At 67.3% G+C, this 4,462-nt stretch carries 3 protein-coding genes and 2 pseudogenes; all 5 read right to left on the reverse strand.

The window, feature by feature from the left end; genetic code table 11:
* Positions 1 to 109 precede the first annotated feature (109 nt).
* A pseudogene (locus tag ABZ810_RS47530) lies at positions 110 to 291 on the reverse strand (IS630 family transposase); the annotation flags it as partial.
* A 21-nt stretch (positions 292 to 312) separates the two neighbouring features.
* Positions 313 to 1,280: pseudogene (locus ABZ810_RS47535) on the reverse strand (IS481 family transposase).
* Positions 1,281 to 1,733: 453 nt separating this feature from the next.
* Positions 1,734 to 2,009: a helix-turn-helix domain-containing protein gene (locus ABZ810_RS47540; protein ID WP_358415442.1), complete on the reverse strand. Its 276-nt coding sequence runs from the start codon at positions 2,007 to 2,009 to the stop codon at positions 1,734 to 1,736.
* Positions 2,010 to 2,032: 23 nt separating this feature from the next.
* A complete protein-coding gene (locus tag ABZ810_RS47545; RefSeq protein WP_358415445.1) occupies positions 2,033 to 2,227 on the reverse strand; it encodes a hypothetical protein in 195 nt (64 codons plus the stop codon).
* Between the two features lie 512 nt (positions 2,228 to 2,739).
* Positions 2,740 to 4,026 (reverse strand): DUF222 domain-containing protein, encoded by a 1,287-nt coding sequence (locus ABZ810_RS47550; protein ID WP_358415448.1) that lies wholly within the window; start codon positions 4,024 to 4,026, stop codon positions 2,740 to 2,742.
* Between the last annotated feature and the right edge of the window lie 436 nt (positions 4,027 to 4,462).

The raw sequence follows: 4,462 nt of genomic DNA on the forward strand, positions 1-4,462 counted from the left end.
AATGATTCCGATGTGACAATTGATGCTATTGGTGCTTAAGTAGTCAAAAGATCGCGAGGTGGCCTTCTCTTACACCACCCGCCTGGACGTGACCCGCCATCATTGAGCTTCAACCAACTCGAAGGTCAACATCGACCTGGGGCGTCACACGTTCGCGGCGTTGGGTTGCCAGCAGGTCGGGGTGGCGGGCGTTGGCGCTGCGCCATCGCAGGTAGGCGTGCAGTTTGCGGGCAGCACGGTGTGGTCGGAATGGTTGGAGCCCGCGATCACAAAGGTGCGCAGCTGTCCGAAGCGGGGCCTAGCTGTACGTGGTCATGATCTTGGTGTCAGTCGGGTGATGGGTGGCTGGCCGCCGAGGGGCTGAGTGTGGGCGCTGGGTGTTGTAGTGCTCTAGCCAGGCCTCTAGCTGATCGGTGCGTTGCTGGTTGCTGGTGCAGGGCTGTCGGTAGGCCCATTCTTGAGCGAGGGTGCGGTTGAGGCGTTCGGCTTTGCCGTTGGTCCATGGGCAGCGTGGCCGGGTGAACTTCTGGCGGGCACCCAGCTGGGCGCAGGCCTGCTGGAACACTCGTGAGATCCGGTAGTTCTTGGCGTTGTCGGTCAGTACCCGTTGGATGCGGGTGATGCCGCGTTCGGCGAAGAACGCCGCCGCCCGGGTGAAGAGAGCGGTGCAGGTGATGCCCTTCTCGTCGGGCAGGACTTCGGCGTAGGCCAGGCGGGTGTGGTCGTCGATGGCGGTGTGCACGAAGTCGTAGCCGATGCCGCGGCCGCGCACGTTCTCGCTGCGGCCGTGGGCGCGCCAGCCGCCGCCGTCGGGGATGCGGCCGAGTTTCCTTGACTCCAGGTGGATCATGTCGCCCGGTGCCGCGTGCTCATAGCGTCGCGGGCTGTGGCGGGTGGCGCGGATCTGCTGCCTGGTGTGAGCGAGTCACACGCCGCCAACGCGGGTACGTTGTGGCGGCGCAGGATGCGGGTGACGGTACGGGGTCGGCACCCCGGTCGCCGCGGCGATCTGGTCTGGTCCACAGCGCAGCTCGCGGCGGGCGGCCAACACGCCTTCCTCGGTCTCGGCCGGCGTCCGTGACGGGCACGACCGGGCCCGCTGCGCCGGTCGGCCAGCCCGTCCCACCTCTCGGCGCAGAACCGGCCCACCCACCGGTGCGCACACTGGCGCGACACCCCGAGCTCGGCCGCGACATGCGCGACCGGACGGCCATCGACCTCGACACGGCGAACCAGCAGGCATCTGCCATGAACGTCAACCGGGCATTAGCGTGACCCATCAAGACCTCCGGGTGTGAGTGAAGCGGCAAACTCCACTACGCCCGGAGGCCTTCTTCATGATCAACAACCCACCCCCCAGGTGTCACCAAGATCATGACCAAGTACACCTAGACTGCGGATTGGCCCAGGACGTGCAGGTCGGGTCGGCACAACTCGACCTCGTTCTTGTTCGCCCAGGCGCTGATCGCGGGGTGGTGTTGCCAACAGGTTGCCCAAGATGACGTAGATGGGCGCGCCGTCGAGTCGGGTGGCCCGGATGCTCTTGAGCGCGGCCAGGGCGGTGGCGCCGAGCGAGTAGCAGCCGCGGAAGTAGCGGATGCCGTGCTGCGGCGGTGGGCGACCGGCAGCCGATCGGGCTCTGCTGCGAAAGCGAAGCACCGGCCCGGGGAGATGGATGGTGACGTGCTCGCGGCAGTCAAGCTTGGTGTCGAAGTCCGGGGCGGTGAAGTCTTTCAGGTGCGGATGCGCTGGAAGGTGATGCCGTGGCCGTGAAGGATTTGCCGCAGCCGTTCCCGCCCGATCCGCACGGTCTTGTCGTCGTGATTGACCAGGTGGTCGGCGAGCCTGCGGATGTCCCAGCGAGTGAACGGCCGCCCGAGTTTGCTCGGCCGGGTGCGGTCCGTCGCGATGATGTGAGCCTGGTCGCCGGTACTGATTCGACGGGAACGACGTCCCACCCGGTTAGGGTCCAGCGCGGCCAGCCCCCGCTCGTTGAAGCCGTGGACCACATCGCGAACCGTGCCCTGGAGTTTTAGAAGGAGCCGGACGACCCCCGGCCCCGAAGCGCCGACACCGCCACCATGATCATCATCGCCCGGCGGCCCCGGAACGACTCGCGCTTGCCCCGCCGGACGATCTGCTGCAGCCGGCGCCCCTCGTCCTCTGTCAGCCGCCGCGCCCTCCCCGGCTCAGCCACCGGCACCGCCTCGCCCTCGACAGCGTTCACATCGCCATCGAGCGTGAAATCCAGCCCCAAAACACCACACACCTCGACCGGCGTGTCAGCAGACCCGGCGAACGTTCATGGTCATCGCATGAGCCATTGATTCAGGGGTTAAGGTCGGCGGCCGGCTGCCGGGGCGGAGGGTCGAATGGCGTACAGCGTGCGAGGCGTGCAGGGTGCGGGGCGCGCAGCGCGCGGGGGCGTACAGGATGCGGGGGCGTACAGGATGCGAGGCGTTCAGCGTGCGAGGCGCGCAGCGCGCGGGGGCGTACAGGATGCGGGGCGTACAGCGTGCGAGGCGCGCAGCGTGCGAGGCGCGCAGCGTGCGAGGCGCGCAGCGTGCGGGGGCGTACAGGATGCGGGGCGCGCAGGGTGCAAGGCGCGCAGGGTGCGCAGGGTGCGGGACGCGCAGGGTGCGCAGAGTGCGGAGTGCGCAGGGTGTGCAGGGTGTGCAGGGTGCCTGTGGGCCCGGCGGTGTGGTGTCCGCCGGGCCGTGGGCTGGTTGTGGGGTGGGGTCAGGCTGCGAGATGGTGGTTATCCCAGGGGTTGTCGCCGCCGGGGTCGGGTGTTTGTCCGGTGGGCCATCTGCCGCGTCTGGATCGTGTGGTCCCGTCGGGTGGCAGTGTCTGGTAGACGTACTGTCCGGCTTGGTTTTTGCTGATGTTGATCTGGTCGGGGTGGGTGTGTTTCCACCGGTTGTGCCAGCCGCAGCACAGCGCGAGTTTGTCGATGTCGGTGGGGCTGTTGCCCAGCGCCCATCCGTTGACGTGGTCGACTTCGCAGAGGAAGCCCGGCACCTCACAGCCGCGTACGGCGCAGGTGTCGTATTGGGTTTCCAGGATCCGGCGTTGCCCTGGGGTGGCGATGCGGGTGGTGTGCCCCAGGTAGAGCGGCACGTTCCCCGGGCCTAGCAGCAGGGGTGAGACGCCGGCGGTGAGCGCCAGCCGCCGTACCTGCTCGGCCGGGATGGGGGTGCCGTCCCGCAGCCAACCGGGCACGTCCTCGCCCATGAGGGTTTCGAGGTTGGCGATGACGGTGACGCGGGTGTCCTTGTGGCCGTGTGACAGCACGGTGGTCAACGCGGCTGCCGTCCGCTCGCCCAGGTCACGCCGGTCGTCGCTGCCTGCTGGTTTGGTCAGCGGGCCGAGGGTGCCGTCCAGGATCGCGGCGTCTTCGGGGTTGAGCCACCCGTTCACATACGACCCACCATCCAGCGACCGGCTCAACGTCAACCACGACCGCTCATAACCGCGCTTGACGTCCTCAGGCGCCTTCTCGGTGCCGTCGACCTCGGAGACCAAGTCGTGGATCTTGCGGCCGAGCCGGGCGACCTTGCCCGCCGACAGCCCGTCGTTGGCAGCGTTCAACAGAATGTCCTCGGCCGCCGCGCAGTCCTCATCGTTCAACCGCTGCACGGCGTCGGCAACCGTAGCCGCGTAACCGAGCGAAAGGTCACCGCTGCCCAGGTCCTTGCCCACCCGCTCCAAGCGTGGCAACTGCCGAGCCAGGGTGATGCGTTCCTTGGCGCGGCCTTCCCGCATCCCCAGACGGCACCGCAGCCACGCCTGGGTGGACGGCAGCCCCCAGTTTTTCATTTCACCCGTGCGGTCCACCACTGCGATCATCGCGGCCAACGCGAATTCGCCTTGATCGAACGCACGCGCCAACTCCTCGGCCAACTCCATGCAAGCAGACCCGGAGTCGGGTGCGGGGCGGTGTGCGAGGTGGGTGGCGATCGCGGCTACCGCTTCCACCAATTCTGCGGTGGAAGCGGTCTCTAGATCCGCGACGATCGAATGCATGTCTTGATTATATCGACGGTCACGGATTGCAATTATCTGATTACGGACATTTCGATTGGCCGCAGGTGGCCAACAATTCACCGGGCGCAAACAGGTCGCGGCGGGCGGCACCCTTTGGGCAGTTGATCAGGTCGCGGCGGGCGGCACCCTTTGGGCAGTTGATCAGGTCGCGGCGGGCGGCACCCTTTGGGCGGTTGATCGTCCAACGGTCGTGCGTGGCACGGGACGGGTGAGTCGGAGTCTCAGGCGGTTGCTGCTGGTGGGTGGCGGAGCGGAGCCGGACTGAGCCACCGCGCACACATGCCCGCCCCTCCGAGCGTTGCTGTCACGTTGGCTGAGATTGTCGCGCGTCAGACTTAGTGGCGCAGGAGTTAGTTGGGACTCCTGAGCCTGAAGGAGACGCAGGATGAGTCGCCCCCCACAGTTCTCGGTCGAG

The organism is Spirillospora sp. NPDC047279 (genome assembly GCF_040643285.1).
Classification (GTDB): Bacteria; Actinomycetota; Actinomycetes; order Streptosporangiales; family Streptosporangiaceae; genus Spirillospora.

Coding starts and splice junctions, on each gene's coding strand:
- ABZ810_RS47550 (WP_358415448.1), bottom strand. CDS start 4,026: ATGCATTCGATCGTCGCGGATCTAGAGACCGCTTCCACCGCAGAATTG.